Genomic DNA, 17,678 nt, shown 5'->3' with positions numbered 1-17,678 from the left:
AGGTGGTTTGAGTAATAAGGTCACGGGTTGAAGTGGCTTGGCGCAACTTTCTCAAGGTAGACACTGAACATGCTAAGGATCCACTTCGCGGACAATCGTCAGGCGCCCATCTGGCTGGTGGATGAACGCTTCACCATCGGTCAGGACAGCCGCAACAACCTGGTGCTGACAGATTCGGAGATCAGCCCTTTTCATGCCGAAATCCGCCAGGATCACGGCCTCTACTACCTGACCGACTGCGGCACCCAGGCCGGTACCTACGTCAACAATGAGCGCATCGGCGTGCGCTACCAACTGCGCCCGGATGACAAGGTGCGGCTCGGTTCGCTGGAGCTGCTGTTGGTTGACCCGGCGAAGAGCAAGCCGAAGGCCGAGGCGCCCGCGCGCTGGTTTCTGCAGGTGATCAAGGGCGAGCATCAGGGCCACAAGTACCATGTGACCGGCTCGATGACCTTCGGCCGTTCCGTCAAGTGCGAGCTGTGCTTCAGCGATGTGGAACTGTCGCGCCGGCACTGCGAGTTCTTCCTCAAGGACGACGTGCTGGAGATCAAAGACCTGGCCTCCGCCAACGGCGTGTTCGTCAACCACCAGAAGCTCAGCACGGCCGTGTTGCAGCCTGGCGATCAGGTACGAATGGGCTCGGTGACTCTGCTGGTGATCGGGCCCAAGGTCGAGGTGCCCCAGGCCGAAGACGAAGACGCCACCCTGTTCATGCGCGCCATCGACTTGCCTAAACCGGCCAAGCCAAAACCCGTCAGCCAGCCGGCAACCGTCAATCCGCTACGGGTGGCGGCGGCCAATGCCGCGCAGAAGAGTAGCGCGCCAGTTGCGCAGGCGAAGAAACCGCTGAGCAAGGTATTGCTGGGGTTGCTGGCGCTTGTGGTGGCGATGGCCGTGGGCCTGGCCGGGAAGGCCATGCTCTGAATCGCTCCGTTTACTGATCGTTCCCACGCTCCGCCTGGGAACGCAGCCTGTGACGCTCCGCGTCACGATTCCCGCTGATCGCCCTACCAGGCTAGAGGCATGGAAGCAGCCCTGGTCATTGGCCCGATTTCTTACACCCACCCGATTGGCAATCCCCGCCACAACTCCGCTGCACGCGCCGTTGGGCGCTGATCTCCGGTAAATCCTGGCGGCGCATATAGACGCGCAGCGGCTCGGTGATATTGAGGCGGTCGTCGATATTCTGGTCGAGCAAGAGTTGGATATGTTCGCGTTTGAGGGTCATCAACTCACCTTCGAGCGGGCGCCAGACAAACTCGCAGGTCGGAGTGATGCTTGCTTCCGGCACATCGAGGCCGAAAGAGTCTTCGCTGAAGCGGACAATGTGCCGGCCGGTCTTGGCATTGAAACCGACAAAGCCCTTCAGGCACTCGGCGGCCTCGCAGATGCTGGCGGATGTGATGCTCATGGTAAACCTCTCACGTGAGTCGTAATTACTTCGGGTATTTGGGGGCACACGCAGGGTAGGGCGGGCCTTTGCGGCCGCGGAATGGTTATGTGCCTGGATGCTAAGGCCTGGCTGCCGGCTCACCTTGCTCTGGATCAATAAGCGGGCGCCAGGCTTGCCCGGCACTCATTTTTGGCCCAGCGATCAACCGCAATGATCGTTCCCACGCTCTGCGTGGGAATGCAGCCAGTGACGCTCTGCGTCGCCGTATTTCGGCGGCTGAGATTAATTAAGCGATTGATATCTAGGAGTTTTTTCCCCTATCAATGGCGTCAATATTCGCTATCGCGAGTGTTCACTTTTTAATCGATTGGCTATCCGTAAGATGGGCTCCGTACTCACTTACGCCCCCCACGAGGAGCCACCGAAATGAAAAGCCAAGCCTTCGCTGCACTGATCTTCGCCAGCCTGTCTGCCAGTGTTTTCGCACTGCCGGCCGATCACTCGGTCACAGCCAAAGCCAACACCGTTATCGCTGAAAGCGGTTCCGATCGCACCGGCATCCGTGTCGCCGAAGGTGGTTCAGACCGGCTGCAAGAGCGCTTCCGCGTAGCGGGTGAAGGCTCCTACATGGTGCTGGACCGCGTCGCTGAAAACGGTTCCGAGCGCACCGGCATCCGCGTCGCCGAAGGTGGTTCAGACCGACGGCAAGAGCGCTTCCGCGTAGCGGGTGAAGGCTCCTACATGGTGCTGGATCGTGTCGCCGAAAACGGCTCCGAGCATACGGCCGCCGTGTCGCTGAGAGTGGTTCCGACCGCACCGGCATCCGCGTTGCCGAAGGTGGTTCTGACCGTCTGCTGGAAGCCCGTGGCGTGGTTTGAACCAGGTCACTTTACCGCCCTTCAAAGCCCGGCACTGGCCGCAATGCTGTTCACTTAAGCATACGTCTTCGCCTTTTATCCCCTCGCCCCTCTGGGGAGAGGGTTAGGGAGAGGGGTGCATGCCAGATGAATTCACTTTTGCCCGCTATTTACCCTCTCCCCCAGCCCCTCTCCCGTAAACGGGAGAGGGGAGCTCAGGCGCACATCGCTTAAGTGAACAGCATTGCGGCACTGGCCGAGTTTTTTATTGGCTTCCGATCGTTCCCACGCTCTGCGTGGGAATGCAGCCAGTGACGCTCTGCGTCACGCTATCCCCAGCGATCAACCGCAATAAGTCCTTCCTGCCCTGCATAGTTTCGTGCGCTGGAGTAGCGCCAATGCTCGGCACAGTCCACATAGCCGCGCTTCACTGGGTTGTAATGGATGTAGTCGAGTTTCTCGCGCATCACCGCTTCGCTGCACACCAGTTCCGCGTGTGAGCCTTCCTGCCAGAGTTGATACACCCGGTCGGCCTTGTGGGCGCGTTTGGTAAAGCGCAAGCGCTCTAGAACAAGATCTGCGCCTTTGCTTTCCAGGTGGTCGATGATCCTCCGTGCAGTAAAGGACTTGAAGTTGCTGACGCACTTGGCCAGTTCAGGCGCCTGGGCCACGTAATGCAGATGGTTTTCCAGCACCACATAGCCATAGAGGCTCAGGCTTTGGTGCGTCTGCTGGTAGCGCCAACAGTCGAGCAGGATGTCGACAAGGGCAGGGCGGGTGAACAGCGGCAACCACTCCATCACTGTGCAGGTGAGGAAATGCGGTATGTCCGGTTCGGTGATGAGGTAGCGGCTACGACCCATTGAATTCTTCCTTGAATCATAAGGGTGGACGCTGGAGCGTCGAGGGCTGCATTCCCACGCGGAGCGTGGGAATGATCAGTCGATCAGCCGTCAATGCGAGTTTAGCCACCCCCGGCCGATGGCTCCCACGCTCCAGCGTGGGAGCCGAGCTTGTGACGCGCTGTGTCACGGTGTTGCGTGGGAACGATCAAATTAGTCTTGGCGGCTGGTGACTTCGAGCAGGTGGTAACCAAACTGGGTTTTCACCGGGCCTTGCACGACATTGAGCGGGGCGCTGAACACCACGGCGTCGAATTCTTTCACCATCTGGCCTGGGCCGAACGAGCCGAGGTTGCCACCGTCGCGGCTGGACGGGCAGGTGGAGTTGTCTTTAGCAACCTGAGCAAAGTCAGCGCCAGCTTCGATAGCGGCTTTCAGTTCGTTGCACTTGGCTTCGGTTGCAACCAGGATGTGACGGGCAGTGGCTTTGGCCATGGGGATACTCCTTTCAAAGAAGCTGCAAAGCCTACCGCAATCAGGGGGCTATTCAAACGATGGGCCAGGATAGTCTTTACTGATGGCTCCCACGCTCCAGCGTGGGAGCCGAGCTTGTGACGCTCTGCGTAGGGGTGTTTCGTGGGGACGATCACCGGGTGGACGCTGGAGCGTCGAGGGCTGCATTCCCACGCGGAGCGTGGGAATGATCAAAGCCGGGATCCGGCTCGCCCGCTTTTGTAGGAGCGGCCTTGGCCGCGAAGCTTCGTAGGATGGTCGGTTTCGATACCGCCTAACCTGGCCCAGCACGGGGTCAAAGGATCAACGTCCTCCTGCTAGTTGTCTAAAATTGAGTAAGAGGGCGCGACAGTGCCCAGGCGTTCACTTCAGGAGGTCTTGCCATGGCTACTTTGACCATCGAAGGCTGGTGCAAAACCAGCGACGACAAAAAGTCCACCCCATTGGGGAGCTTCCATTTTTACGTCGATGGAGCCGAGCATTTGCGTCTAGAGCAGGCCGAAGAACAGCTGCAGAAGACCCATGAGTCTGAAGTCATGGTCGATGTCGATATGACGACGATGGAATTGATCACGCCGGAGGAATGCGGCCCCTTATCCGATTGCAAATTCCGCGTCTATTTGAGCGCAAGCGACCAACGCGGCCAATTCCATTTGGTCGGGCATCGGGCGAGTGATGGCAGTTTGATCTATACCAACGCGGTTATGATTGATCAGCTGAATTAGCCGCGCACTGTTCGGCTGCGCTGTCCAGGCGCAAACCTTACTGATGGCTCCCACGCTCCAGCGTGGGAGCCAAGCTTGTGACGCTCTGCGTCACGGTGTTTTGTGGGAACGATCAAACTCCATTTGATTGATCGTTCCCACGCTCTGCGTGGGAACGCAGCCAGTAACGCTCTGCGACACGGTGTTTCGTCGGCACGATCAAAGCTGGTGGATAAAAGAGCGTTATCCCCCTACGTCAATTAATGATCCTAGGTAGTGGAAAATCCGCAAAGCGGTTTTCCACCATGGGACGTCCAGGCTCCCTCGCTGAACGCCGTGTCCGGGCCGGACACTACGTTCAGCCCATTCCAAGAGTAAGGGGGCTGATAATCGTGGTCTGTCCCCGATTAACCCGCCTGTGGCTAACGTTGCAACCAAGCCTCGGCTTCCGCCTCCTGGCCCAGATCGAAAGCCTTGATCTGCAGACCCGGAATCAGCGCACCCTCGACCTCGCTTGCTTTCCTCACCCATTCTTTGCCGGCAACGACTGCCATGCGGTCGAAGCGCCGAACAAACCTGAACAGTTGCGGGATGCGCGACAACTCGACGGCTATTGCGCCCAGCGTAGGAAGCTCGAAATCGCCGACTCGATAAAGCACTCGGCCATGCTCGATGCCTTCGGATTGTTGGCTCAGCTCATCAAGCGCGACTCTCATGTCATTGCTGTCGAGCTTTCCGGCAAATTCCACGTCGATGCGGTTCTCGCCGTTTCGCATTACCTGGAGCATAGCGACTCCTCCATTGGGGGATACGACTCCTACGATACGCCGACTACCAGCGGACGTTAACGAAAATCGGCTTTCTGGACGCTTAATCAATGATTCGGCTCGGCCTCGCGCTGGCGAGGAAATGCAGTTTGTCCGGTTCGGTGATGAGGTAACGGCTACGGCCCATTGGATTCTTCCTTGAATCAGGTGGGTGGACGCTGGAGCGTCGAGGGCTGCATGCCCACGCGGAGCGTGGGAACGATCAGTGAGCACTGCGAGTTTAGCTGCCCCGGTCGATGGCTCCCACGCTCCAGCGTGGGAGCCTAGCTTGTGACGCTCTGCGTCACGGTATTGCGTGGGAGCGATCAAAAATTCCCACGATACGCCGCCTGCCACCGGACGTTAACGGGAATCGGCTTTCTGGACGCTTAGTCAATGATTCGGCTCGGCCTGCTGAAGGGGCGCTTGGCGCTTCCTGACAGTTTGACGGCTCTATGCAGGAGCGGCCTTGGCCGCGAAGCGATAGCGGGCGCAACGCTGGATTCCGCGCTTCGACGCGGTATTTTCATCGCTTGAGCATAAGGTTTCGCCTTTACGGCGAGTTCCTTTTGGCATTGCCCCAAAAGGAACCAAAAGGTCTAGCCCCACCATCCGGCCCGCCTGCGGCGGGTTCCCTCACTTCATCATTGCTCCGTGGGCCCGCTGCGGAGGGCCATCCCTGGCCCATCGCAGCTCTCGCGGCATCCATGCCGCTCAACCCACTGCACAACGATTCCGTTCGGCCTTCTAAAAGGGGCGTTATCCCCGCCCGAATAGAGGGGTTCGGCGTCGCAGCGAGTTGGCTTTTGATTTTCAGAGCATCGCGGCTAAAGCCGCTCCTACAAAGGCAATCAATTATCTGCCAGACAACTCGGTCCCCCGGTCCCGTCAGAAGGCCGAGTGGAGGTGCTGTGCAGAGGGGCGTTTGGCATGGATGCCAAACGAGGAACGATGGGCCAGGGACGGCCCTTCGTGACGACCCTCGGAGCAGTGCCGGAAGGAGGGGAGTCGAGCGCAGCGAGACCCATATGCCGGGCGCGCTTTCTCTTTGGTTACTTTCTCTTTCGCGCGAGCAAAGAGAAAGTAACTCGCCGTAAGGGCGAAACCCGTAGTTAGGGTCAATAAAAGTTTTGCAAACAACAACAGGGAGCAGGTCGCCGTTTGTATCAATAGAAAACCGTGGTCTGTCCCCGATTGTTCGCTTTCGCGCGAGCAAAGAGAAAGTAACTCGCCGTAAGGGCGAAACCCGTAGTTAGGGTCAATAAAAGTTCTGCAAACAACAACAGGGAGCAGGTCGCCGTTTGTATCAATAGAAAACCGTGGTCTGTCCCCGATTGTTTCAAGAGAAAGTAACTCGCCGTAAGGGCGAAACCCGTAGTTGGGGCCAACAAAAGCGCGGCGAATTACCACCGCTCCTTTAACGAATAGCCAGAACACAGCAGAAAATAAATCTGTCCCCTTTTCCTCTCATTTGATCTGAAATTCTGGAAAGAAAGTAGTGATGGGGTTGGAGTTATCTCCCTCTAATGCTCCTATCGCTTGAGTGGCAATTTCGGATCTGTAGGTTTCTAATTTTGGTATTAAGGAGTATATGTCTGAGTCGTCAATTATTACTGTTCTTACTTGATTTACGTCAAAGGGGATTTTGTCGGCTTGCCGGCATATTTGTACTACTGGTAAGTTTGTTGCGTGTCTTAGGGCCATCTCATAAAAAACGTTCGGGTTGTGGAATGATAAGTCTACAACACAAAGCTTTGCCTTGATGAGGTGTTCGATTATTTGAGATGTAATCATCCCGGCTTTTTCAATTTGGTCTGCTCGGACTACTTTTAGCCCTAGCGAAGAAATAGCAGGCTCTACTATGTAGCTTAGGAAAAGATCGGAATGTTTTCTTTGAGCGCTATTTTGCTCGCCTATCGGTGTGACATAGAAACAGATGGAGTCCCAGTCTTCAGTCTGCGCGCCTTTGTTGTGGCTGCTTGGTTGACTGATTGTTCGTGTATGCGGCGCGCGGGTATTCTTTGCTGGTGTCAGTTTTGCAGAGTTTCGTTGAGTTTCCTCAATTAGGGTTTCTATTGATACGAGTGTTTCAGTTCCGGCAATTTCTTGAAGTAATCCAAGAAATCTACAGTTAACTATGAAAACATCTATGCACTCTTGAGTGTCGCCAATATCAGGATGGATTTCTCTTAAGGAGTCTGAAAATACAGCGTGGGCAGGTAGCTTTTTCCCTTTGTATATATCGTACAGTGTCTTGAATGGACCTATTTTTTCAATTGCACATTCGAAGCACCTTTCTATATATGGTATTGAGCCTTTTTCTTGGCTTGTGATTTCTCTTCCTTCTACGGTTAACTCAAGGTAGTCAGAGGTGTGGCTGCCTTTAGTTAGACCGTATTTTGCGGAGTTTGTAAGTAAGTTCTGAGAGGCGCTTGATGTGGGTGATTTTACAATGGCTTTGAATAAAGTTAAGCGACTTACTTTTTCACCTGAGGCATGCTCCTGAATGGCTTGGGCGAGTGGGAGGGATTGTTCAAATGTCCAGGCAGGATATATTCGTATTGTCCTGCTTCTTTTTTGAGTTTTCTCTATTCCGCTTTCATTGGGCTTGTCGTCAGTCATAAATCCTCCAAAAAAAACCCCGCACTAGGCGGGGCTTTTAGTCTTCTAATCGCTGCCCCAAACATCCATTTCAGGTAAAGCGCATCTATTCAGCGGTCAGCGGAATCAATCCCAGCTCAACGCCCCACCAGTCTGATACTCAATAACCCGCGTCTCGAAGAAGTTCTTCTCTTTCTTCAAGTCCATGATTTCGCTCATCCATGGGAAGGGGTTGGTGGTGCCTGGGTATTCTTCCTTCAGGCCAATCTGGGTCAGGCGGCGGTTGGCGATGAATTTGAGGTAGTCCTCCATCATCGCGGCGTTCATGCCCAGTACGCCGCGCGGCATGGTGTCGCGGGCGTATTCGATTTCCAGTTGGGTGCCCTGGAGGATCATCTGGGTGGCTTCGTCTTTCAGGGCGGCATCCCACAGGTGCGGGTTTTCGATCTTGATCTGGTTGATCACGTCGATGCCGAAGTTCAGGTGCATGGATTCGTCGCGCAGGATGTATTGGAACTGCTCGGCGACGCCGGTCATCTTGTTGCGGCGGCCCATGGAGAGGATCTGGGTGAAGCCGCAGTAGAAGAAGATGCCTTCCAGTACGCAGTAGTAGGCGATCAGGTTGCGCAGCAGCTCTTTGTCGGTCTCGACGGTGCCGGTGTTGAATTCCGGATCGGAGATGGCGCGGGTGTATTTGAGGCCCCAGGCGGCTTTTTTCGCGACCGAGGGGATCTCGTGGTACATGTTGAAGATCGCGCCTTCGTCCATGCCCAGCGACTCGATGCAGTACTGGTAGGCGTGGGTGTGGATCGCCTCTTCGAAGGCCTGGCGCAGGATGTACTGGCGGCACTCGGGGTTGGTGATCAGGCGGTACACGGCCAGCGCCAGGTTGTTGGCAACCAGGGAATCGGCGGTGGAGAAGAAGCCGAGGTTGCGCATGACGATGCGGCGTTCGTCTTCGGTCAGGCCGTCATTGCTCTTCCACAGGGCGATGTCGGCATTCATGTTTACTTCTTGCGGCATCCAGTGGTTGGCGCAGCCGTCGAGGTATTTCTGCCAGGCCCAATCGTATTTGAAGGGTACGAGTTGGTTGAGGTCGGCGCGGCAGTTGATCATGCGCTTTTCATCGACCGCGACGCGGGCAGCGGAGCCTTCCAGCTCGGCCAGGCCTTCGGCGACGTCGAGTTGGTCCAGGGCCGCCTTGGCGCGGGCTACGGCCGCGGAGTCGCTGTCGCTGACGGCGCGGGCTTCGTGGGCGGCAGCATTGCCGTCCTTGTCGAGTTTTTCCAGGCTCATATCGACCACCGATGCTGCGGCGCCGGCCGGTTTGGCGAGGTCGCCGTCTTCTTTATCAAATTCATCCCAGCTCAGCATGGTTTAGCTCCTGCTTGAGGGCCAGAGCTTTGTCTGGCCTGTATGGATATACAGTTAATTCTAGTCCGTTGCTCGCTGCACACAAAGCAAAACGGTTGCCGTTGGTCGCACACAGGAGGGCGATGGTTTGCCTCTGCCTGTTCTTTCATTCTTCGTGGGGTGAGGCCCCGTGTATGGCTCTAGGCCGGGCCCCCCTCTCCCTAACCCTCTCCCCAAGGGGGCGAGGGGATCGATCTGTGTCTTGCAATAAATTCGCATCTATCAGCGCGAAGCTGAGCGAGTGAGCGCTAGGCGCCGGGCCGCCCGGCCCCGGGAGCGTACTTTTGTACGTGACTGGGGTCGGGTGGCGCGGCAACGACGCGGGCGCCGCTCAGCTTCGTGCGTTGCCGCTTACTGGCAGGCTTCGCAATCCGGCTCGTCAATGGCACAGGCCTTGGGCACTGGTGCCGGGCCTGCGGCTGGTGCTGCCGCTGCTGAAGGTGCTGCGTTCAGGCCGTCGTTGCCACCGCTGGAGACTGCGTTGAGCTTGCCGGTGGTCACGGTGGACTTCTCGGTGCTGGTGGCGGCCAGGGCGCGGAGGTAGTAGGTGGTTTTCAGGCCACGGTACCAAGCCATGCGGTAGGTGACGTCGAGCTTCTTGCCGCTGGCGCCGGCGATGTAGAGGTTCAGCGACTGGGCCTGGTCGATCCACTTCTGGCGGCGGCTGGCGGCATCGACGATCCACTTGGTGTCGACTTCGAACGCGGTGGCGTAGAGGTCTTTCAACTCCTGCGGGATGCGCTCGATCTGCTGTACGGAACCGTCGTAGTACTTCAGGTCGTTGATCATGACCGAGTCCCACAGGCCGCGTGCTTTGAGGTCGCGAACCAGGTAGGGGTTGATCACGGTGAATTCGCCGGAGAGGTTCGATTTCACGTACAGGTTCTGGTAGGTCGGTTCGATCGACTGCGATACGCCAGTGATGTTGGCGATGGTGGCGGTCGGTGCGATGGCCATGATGTTGGAGTTGCGGATGCCTTTCTGTACGCGGGCACGAACCGGCGCCCAGTCCAGGGACTCGCTCAGGTCGACGTCGATGTACTTCTGGCCACGGGCCTCGATGAGGATCTGCTGGGAGTCGAGCGGCAGGATGCCTTTGGACCACAGCGAACCCTGGAAGGTCTCGTAGGAACCGCGCTCGTCGGCCAGGTCACAGGAGGCCTGGATGGCGTAGTAGCTGACCGCTTCCATGGATTTGTCGGCGAACTCGACTGCCGCGTCCGAACCGTATGGAATGTGTTGCAGGTACAGCGCGTCCTGGAAGCCCATGATGCCGAGGCCAACCGGGCGGTGCTTGAAGTTGGAGTTCTTCGCCTGCGGTACCGAGTAGTAGTTGATGTCGATAACGTTATCGAGCATGCGCACTGCGGTGTTCACAGTCTTCTGCAGCTTGGCGGTGTCGAGCTTGCCGTCAACGATGTGGTTCGGCAGGTTGATCGAACCCAGGTTGCAAACGGCGATTTCGTCGGCATTGGTATTCAGGGTGATCTCGGTGCAAAGGTTCGAGCTGTGGACCACGCCGACGTGCTGCTGCGGGCTGCGCAGGTTGCACGGGTCTTTGAAGGTCAGCCATGGGTGGCCGGTTTCGAACAGCATGGAGAGCATCTTGCGCCACAGGTCTTTGGCTTGGATGGTCTTGAACAGCTTGATCTTGCCGTACTGGGTCAGGGCTTCGTAGTACTCGTAGCGCTCTTCGAAGGCCTTGCCGGTCAGGTCGTGCAGATCCGGTACTTCGGACGGCGAGAACAGGGTCCACTGGCCGTCGTCGAAGACGCGCTTCATGAACAAGTCAGGAATCCAGTTGGCAGTGTTCATGTCGTGGGTGCGGCGACGGTCGTCACCGGTGTTCTTACGCAGCTCGATGAACTCTTCGATGTCCATGTGCCAGGTTTCCAGGTAGGCGCAGACCGCGCCTTTGCGCTTGCCGCCCTGGTTGACTGCTACTGCGGTGTCGTTGACCACTTTCAGGAAGGGCACAACGCCTTGGGATTTGCCGTTGGTGCCTTTGATGTAGGCGCCGAGTGCGCGAACCGGAGTCCAGTCGTTACCCAGGCCGCCAGCAAACTTGGAGAGCATGGCGTTGTCGTGGATAGCGTTGTAGATGCCCGAGAGGTCATCCGGCACGGTGGTCAGGTAGCAGCTGGACAGCTGCGGACGCAGGGTACCGGCGTTGAACAGGGTCGGGGTCGAGCTCATGTAGTCGAAGGACGACAACAGGTTGTAGAACTCGATGGCACGGTCTTCTTTCTGCTTCTCTTCAATTGCCAGGCCCATGGCCACGCGCATGAAGAACACTTGCGGCAGTTCGAAGCGGATGCCGTCTTTGTGGATGAAGTAGCGGTCGTAAAGCGTCTGCAGGCCGAGGTAGGTGAACTGCTGATCGCGCTCGTGGTCGATCGCCTTGCCGAGTTTTTCCAGGTCGAAGGATTGCAGTTTCGGGTCGAGCAGTTCGAACTCGATGCCTTTGGCGATGTAGGCCGGCAGAGCCTTGGCATACAGGTCGGCCATCTCGTGGTGAGTGGCACTGGTGGCCACGCCGAGGAAGCCCAGGCCTTCGGCACGCAGGGTGTCCATCAGCAGGCGAGCGGTGACGTAGGAGTAGTTCGGCTCGCGCTCTACCAGGGTGCGGGCGGTCATCACCAGGGCGGTGTTGACGTCGCTCTGCGCTACGCCGTCGTAGAGGTTTTTCAGGGTTTCGCGCTGGATCAGCTCGCCGTCGACTTCGGCCAGACCTTCGCAGGCTTCGGTCACGATGGTGTTCAGGCGGCCCAAGTCCAACGGTGCAACGCTGCCGTCGGCGTGGGTAACGCGGATGCTCGGGTGCGGCTGAGCCGGCTCATGGCTGCCACGCTTGGCACGCTCCTGGGCGCGCGAGTCACGGTAGAGCACGTAGTCACGGGCGACTTTCTGCTCGCCGGCGCGCATCAGGGCCAGTTCGACCTGATCCTGAATCTCTTCGATGTGGATAGTGCCGCCCGATGGCATGCGGCGCTTGAAGGTGGCGCTGACTTGTTCGGTCAGGCGGGCAACGGTTTCATGGATACGCGACGAGGCGGCAGCAGTACCGCCTTCCACAGCGAGGAACGCCTTGGTGATGGCTACGGTGATTTTGTCATCGGTATACGGCACCACGGTGCCGTTACGTTTGATCACGCGCAGTTGGCCGGGTGCGGTGGCGGCCAGATCCTGAGATGAATCGGCGGCCTGCGGCGCAGCGGCCAGCGGGTTCTCGCGAGTGGTGTCGGTCTGCATGAATGTCTCCGTGTTCTGTATTTATCTAGTTGGACACTTGGCGTGCTTGCCGTTCATTCCATTGTTCTCAAAAACCAGAGCTTTCAAAAACGCCATACGCACGGCAAAACGCCGGACGCACAGGGACTTGCACACAGGTCAGAAAAGGGCACGACTCAAGCACTTCCCTGGCTCTAAAGTCACAGGTCATGACGGCAGGCGTCAGAACCACAATACCTAGTGGTGTTCGCTTGGTAGCGCTACACCGAATCAAGACCACAGTCACGTACTTTTTGGGTCTTGATCTGTATTCACCGCCGTAGCGGTGGATGGGTCATTAAAAGAGCGATTCGACGCACCGGTGGTGGCCTGCGAAAGGGCCTCTGCGGGTCATTCTTCTTGTGTCCGGTGGTCTGCCAAAACCCAACATGTAGGTATTTGGCGCGATTGGGATACAAGATAGAGCGCTATCGGGGGCATTGCAAGGCGACTGTTATCCGCTGCCTGTGGATAAAGCTGTGGGTTAACCTTGGGTAACTTTGCGTAGCCCGCATGGTCGCTGGGATTGACCATTTCGTACCATTCGTCGCCAGTTAAATGGCTTTGACAACACCGTTTGAAGATGCTGAAGGCTTCTCAAGCCAACACTATATGTTGTGTTTTTTGTTGCGGTTTGGCATGCGCTATGCAGAACGCCGACCGTTGTTACAATGCTGGCCGTTTCGTTAGCTGTAGCAACGTGTTCTTAGGAGGCAGTGGTGGAGCAAGAAGCCTGGCAAATTCTTATCGTCGAAGACGATCAGCGCCTGGCCGAGCTGACTCGGGAATACCTCGAGAGCAACGGCTTGAAAGTGGCGATCGAGTCCAATGGCGCGCAGGCCGCTGCCCGCATCCTTAAAGAACAACCGGATCTGGTGGTGCTCGACCTGATGCTGCCGGGCGAGGATGGTCTGTCCATCTGTCGCAAGGTGCGCGGCCGTTATGACGGCCCGATTCTGATGCTGACGGCGCGCAGCGATGATATGGATCAGGTGCTCGGCCTGGAGATGGGCGCCGACGACTACGTGTGCAAGCCGGTGCGTCCGCGGGTGCTGCTGGCGCGTATCCGTGCCCTGCTGCGGCGCAGCGAAGGCGCCGAGGTGCTGACGGTGGAAAGTCAGCGGCGCCTGGAGTTCGGCGTCTTGGTGATCGACAGCGCGATGCGTGAGGCGTGGCTGCGTGAGCAGAGTATCGAGCTGACCAGTGCCGAGTTCGATTTGCTCTGGTTACTGGCGTCTAACGCCGGGCGCATCCTCTCCCGCGAGGAAATCTTCACTGCCTTGCGTGGTATCGAATATGACGGTCTGGATCGCTCCATCGATGTGCGTATTTCGCGCATCCGCCCGAAGATCGGTGACGACCCGATGCACCCGCGGTTGATCAAAACGGTGCGCAGCAAGGGCTATCTGTTCGTTGCCGAGGCGGCTGAAGCTTTGGCGAACTGACGGACGTGGCGAGAGGCGTGCGCTGTTCGTGAGCAGCCGTTTGCTGCGCCAGCTTGGTTTCGTTCACGAAGGCATGCGCCGCGACTGCGAATGGAAGGGCGGGCGCCCGCTCAGTGTGGATCAGTACGGTTTGTTGAGGACGCAGCACTCATGAATTCCATCTTCCTGCGTATCTATGGCGGCATGTTGGCCGCGCTGGTGCTGGTGGCAGTGCTGGGTGTCTTGACCTTGCACTTGGTCAACGAGGTGCGCTCTGACCAGTACCGTGAGCGCCTCGCGCGCGGAACCTTTAGCTTGATGGCCGGCAACCTGGAGCAAATGAGCCCGGTCGAGCGCCGCCGAGCGGTGGTGGTGTGGGGGCGGCTGTTGGGTATCCCGTTGGCACTGCAACCGCTGGCGGAGCAGGGCTTTGACAGTGGCATGCGTAAGCGCCTGCTGCGTGATCAGGTATTGGTGCAACAGACCGGCCCGCACGCGGCCAAGGTCTACGGCTTGATCAGCGCGAGCGAGCAACTGCTGCTGATGGCTGAGGTGCAGCAGATCAGTGAGCAGTTGGCTCGCGCCACGGTGTATTTATTGATCGACGAGTTGGTGCGCTTCCCGGTGGCCGAGCAACCGCAACGCCTGGCTGCGCTAAAAGAGGCCAAGCAGTTTGGCTTCGACTTGCGGCTGGTCCGCCTCGATGAGGCGAACCTCGATACGGATCAGCGCCGTCGAGTGGACGAAGGCGACACCGTAATGGCGCTGGGCAAGGGCGGCGATTCGATCCATGTGTTCTCCGGGATTGTCGGCACGCCCTGGGTGCTGGAGATCGGGCCGCTGTATCAGATGAACCCTTATCCCCCGGAGTTGCTGGTACTGATCGGTGCCCTCGGGCTGAGCCTGATCGGCTTGATTGTCTATTTGCTGGTGCGCCAGTTAGAACAGCGTTTGCTCGGCCTCGAAGGCGCCGCCACGCGCATCGCCCTCGGTAAGTTGGAGGCGCGGGTGCCGGCCGGTGGGGCGGATTCGGTAGGGCGCCTGGCGGCGGCGTTCAATGCGATGGCCGAGCACTTGCAGCGCTCGTTGATGATTCAGCGCGAGATGGTGCGTGCGGTGTCGCATGAACTGCGCACGCCGGTAGCGCGCTTGCGTTTCGGCCTGGAGATGATTGGCAATGCGCAAACAGAGCGGGCGCGACGTAAGTATATGGACGGCATGGATAGCGATATCCAGGAGCTCGATAAGCTGGTGGACGAGATGTTGACCTACGCGCGGCTGGAGCAGGGCGCGCCGGCGCTGAATTTTCAACAAGTCGACCTGGGTGCGCTGCTCGATCAGGTGATCGCCGAACTGGCCCCGCTGCGCCCGGGAGTGCGGGTGGAGCGGGGCCCGACGATCAATGCGCCGGATGGTAGTGCGCTGGTGGAGGCAGAGCTGCGCTATTTGCATCGCGCGCTGCAAAATCTGGTGAGCAACGCCATGCGCCATGCCGAATCACGGGTGCAGGTGAGCTATCGGATCGGTCATCAGCGCTGTCGGCTGGATGTCGAGGACGACGGCCCCGGCGTACCCGAGGCCGAGTGGGAGCGCCTGTTTACCCCCTTCCTGCGTTTGGACGACAGCCGCACCCGCGCTTCGGGCGGGCATGGTTTGGGCCTCTCCATCGTCCGGCGGATTATTTATTGGCACGGTGGCCGCGCACAGATTGGCCACAGCGACAGCCTGGGTGGCGCGCGCTTCAGCCTGGTCTGGCCGCGCCGGCAATGACTGCGATGCAGAGCATTCTCGAGCGGTTGTTCCCTGGCGAGTTGGCGTGCTTCGCCGAGACCCTGGCCTTGCCGGACGATCCGCGTCCCGCGGTGAGTGTGGCGGCGCTGCTGGAGCCCGCCGGGCTGGATGAGCGGCTGAGCCGCCTCTACGGTCTGGAGCTGATGCAAAGCCAGCGCAGCGTGCTGGTTTCGCAGTACTCGAAATACTATTTCATGGCACTGATCCCGCCGGTGCTGGCCGCCAGCCTGCTGCACGACTGGCGTTTGCCGCTGGCGCCGGATGCACTGCGCGTGGTGCTCAGCGATAACGGCCTGCCACAGGCCGTTCAACTGCCAGATGAGGGAGAGCGCTGGCCTGATGTGCCGGACGATCCTTTCTTGCGATTTGCTGAGCTGGTTGAAGGCAATTTGCAGCCGTTCATCCACACCCTGGCGGCCGATGGTCAAGTCGCGCCGCAAGTGCTGTGGGGCAATGCCGGGGATTATTTCGAGACCACGCTGCGCCGGCTGGCTGAGCTGACGGCGGCTTCGCTGACGCCGGGTTATGCCGTGCTAGAGGCTCGGCGGTGCCCGGATGGAACCGACAATCCATTATTCGCGCCGATACGCTATGTGCCGCAGGCCGGGGTTTTGCAACCGCGCCGAGAGCGACGGGTGTGCTGCTTACGGCACCGGGTAGCAGGCATCGAGCATTGCGAGCACTGCCCGTTGCTGCGCCGAATGACGCCCTCGCCTGGAGCTAATCCGGGCAATGGTAGGGTGGATTAGCCGCGCAGCAGCGTAATCCACCAAACCGGGCAAACAATCATCGCCTCGCATAAGGCGAGGCGCTCGATCGATCCGAAGCCCCAGCGGCCAGTGGGTTCGCGGCAGGCGGTGGAAGCCCCTCCGGGGATTCCACCCTACGGAATAGGCCGCTCAACCCGGTACGCCAACCAGGCTGAGCAAGCGCCCGTCGAACAGGCTGAACTGACCGACCAGCTCACGCCCGTGTGACCACTCTGGCGACAGATCCTTGAGCAGGCGCAGGCGGGCTTGGCCCGAGTCGGACCACGCCAGCAGCTCGGCGTGCTCGAAATAGAAACGCTGTTGCACCAGCGGATAGAGCGCCTTGAACAGACTTTCCTTGAGGGAGAAGCTCAGGGTCACGATAAAACCCAGCTGTTCAGGCGCAAGCCCGATGAAGCGCTGCTGTTCAGCGGCGGTGAGGATCTCGCCGAGCAAGCGCTCTGCGCGTGCGTTGCTCATCAGCGTTTCGACATCCAGGCCAAGCCCACGCCAGTCTTCACGGCGCGCCACGATGGCGGCGGCCCAACCATTGCTGTGGGTGATCGAGCCGGTCACTCCCGCTGGCCACTGCGGCGCGCGATCTGCTCCGACGGCGGGTATTGCGTCGCTACCGATGAGGCGCTGCAGCGCCTCGCGCGCGCACAGGCGACCGGCCAGAAACTCCGCCTGACGCTTGGCTACGCCCTTGGTAGGGGGGATTCGGCTGCGGTTGAAGTCCTCCGCGTGCAGCAACGCGGGATCGAAGTGCGTGCTGATCAGTCGAGCAGTGGCTAGCGGCTGGGGCAGCGGCCAATGGTCGTCCAGCGGGGCGCAGCAGGTGGGGAGGGGATGGCTACTCATGCCGGCATTCTGCCGTGTCGCGGGCAGAGCGGCCAGTCGTGGGCGGCGTTTACATTTCTTTGCAGAACAGCAACAAAGCTAAACGGATAGCACGGCCTACATTTGCCAGACTGCCGCCGCGTTTCATTAGGAGCGCAGGTGAGGTTGTAGTTTAGAACCAGAGCATTAGCTGAAGTCGGTTCTATCCATTTGTCTCTGAATTTGAGTGCGGGAGCCCGGATGGGCTCCCGTTTTTTTTTGTGCGCTTTTTTTGAGTTGCAGGCAGTGCAAGTAATCCCCGGTGGCGGCCGAGTTCAGACCAGGGCTAAAGAGTGCGATTAATAGAGATGCGTCGCCCAGCCTGGCAAAGGCTCGCGCTTGCCTTGTCTGGCTGGGGCGTTCGGAAGCCGATGATGAGTTTTGCCGCAGGCCAGCCTGCGAAGCAGAAGAATGCACCGTGCGGGATCATCCTCAT

General features: G+C 58.7%; 13 protein-coding genes and 1 pseudogene. 6 read left to right on the top strand and 8 right to left on the bottom strand.

All coding sequences use genetic code 11. From position 1 onward, the window contains the following. The first annotated feature begins 69 nt into the window (after positions 1-69). A complete protein-coding gene (locus D3879_RS12415; RefSeq protein WP_119954531.1) occupies positions 70-924 on the top strand; it encodes an FHA domain-containing protein in 855 nt (284 codons plus the stop codon). Between the two features lie 115 nt (positions 925-1,039). On the opposite strand, the gene D3879_RS12410 is transcribed toward D3879_RS12415, so the two are convergent. Further along, on the bottom strand, positions 1,040-1,411 hold the full coding sequence (locus D3879_RS12410; protein WP_119954530.1) for a DUF2025 family protein: 372 nt from the start codon (positions 1,409-1,411) through the stop codon (positions 1,040-1,042). Positions 1,412-1,819: 408 nt separating this feature from the next. On the opposite strand from D3879_RS12410, the pseudogene D3879_RS12405 reads away from it, so the two are divergent. Continuing rightward, positions 1,820-2,271: pseudogene (locus D3879_RS12405) on the top strand (phage infection protein). 308 nt (positions 2,272-2,579) lie between these two features. Here D3879_RS12405 and D3879_RS12400 read toward each other — a convergent pair. Both D3879_RS12400 and D3879_RS12395 read right to left on the bottom strand, forming a co-directional pair. Next, entirely contained in the window at positions 2,580-3,113 is a 534-nt protein-coding gene (locus D3879_RS12400) for an REP-associated tyrosine transposase (RefSeq protein ID WP_119954529.1), read from the bottom strand. A 192-nt stretch (positions 3,114-3,305) separates the two neighbouring features. Next, positions 3,306-3,587, bottom strand: coding sequence for a peptidylprolyl isomerase (locus D3879_RS12395; protein WP_119954528.1), 282 nt, complete (start codon positions 3,585-3,587; stop codon positions 3,306-3,308). Between the two features lie 401 nt (positions 3,588-3,988). Here D3879_RS12395 and D3879_RS12390 point away from each other — a divergent pair, with 401 nt between their 5' ends. Further along, positions 3,989-4,330 carry a hypothetical protein gene (locus tag D3879_RS12390; protein WP_119954527.1) on the top strand — a complete coding sequence of 114 codons (342 nt, stop codon included), beginning with the start codon at positions 3,989-3,991 and terminating at the stop codon, positions 4,328-4,330. A 401-nt stretch (positions 4,331-4,731) separates the two neighbouring features. Here the strand turns inward: D3879_RS12390 and D3879_RS12385 are convergent, their stop codons facing one another. The 4 genes from D3879_RS12385 to D3879_RS12370 form a co-directional block, all read right to left on the bottom strand. After that, entirely contained in the window at positions 4,732-5,097 is a 366-nt protein-coding gene (locus D3879_RS12385; RefSeq protein ID WP_119954526.1) for a SpoIIAA family protein, read from the bottom strand. Positions 5,098-6,582: 1,485 nt separating this feature from the next. Beyond that, a complete protein-coding gene (locus tag D3879_RS26295) occupies positions 6,583-7,737 on the bottom strand; it encodes a hypothetical protein (RefSeq protein ID WP_147411133.1) in 1,155 nt (384 codons plus the stop codon). A gap of 105 nt (positions 7,738-7,842) precedes the next feature. After that, on the bottom strand, positions 7,843-9,090 hold the full coding sequence (locus D3879_RS12375; protein ID WP_119954525.1) for a ribonucleotide-diphosphate reductase subunit beta: 1,248 nt from the start codon (positions 9,088-9,090) through the stop codon (positions 7,843-7,845). Between the two features lie 390 nt (positions 9,091-9,480). After that, the gene (locus D3879_RS12370) at positions 9,481-12,381 is read right to left on the bottom strand and encodes a ribonucleoside-diphosphate reductase subunit alpha (RefSeq protein WP_119954524.1); all 2,901 of its coding nucleotides are present in this window, start codon (positions 12,379-12,381) and stop codon (positions 9,481-9,483) included. A 737-nt stretch (positions 12,382-13,118) separates the two neighbouring features. On the opposite strand from D3879_RS12370, the gene D3879_RS12365 reads away from it, so the two are divergent. From D3879_RS12365 to fhuF, 3 genes are all read left to right on the top strand, one after another. Beyond that, entirely contained in the window at positions 13,119-13,844 is a 726-nt protein-coding gene (locus tag D3879_RS12365) for a response regulator (RefSeq protein WP_119954523.1), read from the top strand. A 150-nt stretch (positions 13,845-13,994) separates the two neighbouring features. Beyond that, complete coding sequence (locus tag D3879_RS12360) at positions 13,995-15,593, top strand: ATP-binding protein (RefSeq protein WP_119954522.1); 1,599 nt, start codon at positions 13,995-13,997, stop codon at positions 15,591-15,593. After that, positions 15,590-16,363, top strand: a complete 774-nt coding sequence (gene fhuF, locus D3879_RS12355; RefSeq protein ID WP_238474229.1) for a siderophore-iron reductase FhuF — start codon at positions 15,590-15,592, stop codon at positions 16,361-16,363. Before D3879_RS12360 ends, fhuF begins: the two co-directional genes overlap by 4 nt. Positions 16,364-16,513: 150 nt before the next feature. Here fhuF and D3879_RS12350 read toward each other — a convergent pair whose 3' ends face one another. Next, a complete protein-coding gene (locus D3879_RS12350; protein WP_119954521.1) occupies positions 16,514-17,224 on the bottom strand; it encodes a 4'-phosphopantetheinyl transferase family protein in 711 nt (236 codons plus the stop codon). Positions 17,225-17,678: the final 454 nt, after the last annotated feature.

The organism is Pseudomonas cavernicola (genome assembly GCF_003596405.1).
Classification (GTDB): Bacteria; Pseudomonadota; Gammaproteobacteria; order Pseudomonadales; family Pseudomonadaceae; genus Aquipseudomonas; species Aquipseudomonas cavernicola.
The sequence above is the reverse complement of the archived record's forward strand: the minus strand, read 5'-3'. Positions and strand labels throughout refer to the sequence as shown.